A 1,421-nucleotide genomic window follows, 5' to 3' on the forward strand; every position below is an offset into this window, starting at 1 on the left:
AATGCCAGTCAGTTAAGACTGACACTTTAAGCTTTAGCCCGTAGGCCGCAAAATCCGATGCTTGGAAACGAGCATCGGATTTTTTATGCGCCTAGCAAAAGCACTGTCCCTCACTCACGAAATGGCCTCAAGGCCAAATGCCCTTGAAGGACTAGGTGCTTTGCTTGATCCGGACATTGTGAAGCAGGCTTTTGAAGCCGCAGGTGTCTCGACCATCCGCAAGCGCCGCCTCCCGCTTGAAAGCCTGGTGTGGTGCATCATCGGCATGGCGCTGTTCCGCCGAATGTCGGCGTGGGACGTCGTTAACCACATGGACATCATGCTGCCCGGCAAACGGCCACTCGTGGCACCCAGCGCCGTTGTGCAAGGACGGCAGCGATTGGGTAGCGAAGCGGTGCGCGAAGTTTTCACGCTCACCCAGCAACGATGGCACGAAGAGTCCATGCACCCACGATGGTTGGGGTTAACACTTTTGGGCGTGGATGGCGTGGTCTGGAATACCCCCGACACCGCAGAAAACCGGGCGTGCTACGGCGGCGCGACCAACCAGCATGGCGATGGCAGCTACCCTCAAGTCCGAATGGTCTGCCAGATGGAACTGACCAGCCACCTGCTGATAAGCAGTACTTTCGAGAGCTATCACAGTAGCGAAATGAAGCTGGCCGAACAGCTGAGTGCTACCACGCCTGATCACTCGCTGACCCTGTTCGATAAAGGTTTCTACTCGTTGGGTTTGCTGCATCACTGGCAATCACAAGGCGAGCAGCGTCATTGGCTTATTCCTTTGAAGAAGGGCACTCAGTACGAAGTCGTGCAAAAGCTTGGGCGTAATGATGCCTTGGTCGTTCTGCGCACATCGCCACAGGCCCGTAAACAATGGCCCGGCCTGCCGCTGGAGATTCAAGCGCGGCTGTTAAGCAAAACGATCAAAGGCAAGGAGGTGAGCGTACTGACCTCAATGTCCGATCCGCTGCGTTTCCCGAGCGATGAAATCGTCGATCTTTACAGTCAGCGCTGGGAAATCGAACTGGGCTATCGGGAGATCAAACAGGGGCTTCTAGGCGGCGAATACACGCTGAGAAGCAAGACACCAGAGATGATTGCGCAAGAACTTTGGGGCGTGCTGCTGGGCTACAACCTGCTGCGCTATCAGATGGTTCAGATGTCGAGGCAGTGCCCAGGTGTTTATCCCTGCGAAATGAGTTTTACCGCCTGCAGCTGGGCAATCTTGGGCTTGCTGCATGGCACATCACTGAATCATCCCGGCAACCTGCCAGGATTTCTGGCGGACTTGCAGGCATCAGCAGCGCAGTATGTCCTACCTCATCGGCGACCTGATCGTTGGTTCCCCAGAGCAGTGAAGCAACGACCAGCAAAATACCCGACCCGAAAATGAAAATGCCAGTCAGCTTAACTGACTG

General features: G+C 55.4%; 1 protein-coding gene. It reads left to right on the forward strand.

Going from position 1 to position 1,421, the window contains the following annotated elements:
* The first annotated feature begins 85 nt into the window (after positions 1-85).
* Positions 86-1,396 carry an IS4 family transposase gene (locus CRO87_RS22240; RefSeq protein WP_097165055.1) on the forward strand — a complete coding sequence of 437 codons (1,311 nt, stop codon included), beginning with the start codon at positions 86-88 and terminating at the stop codon, positions 1,394-1,396.
* Positions 1,397-1,421 lie beyond the last annotated feature (25 nt).

The sequence above is a fragment of the Enterobacter sp. CC120223-11 genome, from assembly GCF_900215375.1.
Taxonomy (GTDB): Bacteria; Pseudomonadota; Gammaproteobacteria; order Enterobacterales; family Enterobacteriaceae; genus Scandinavium.

Bases quoted from the DNA above. Each gene is read 5' to 3' on its own strand.
- CRO87_RS22240 (WP_097165055.1), top strand. From the start codon at position 86: ATGCGCCTAGCAAAAGCACTGTCCCTCACTCACGAAATGGCCTCAAGG.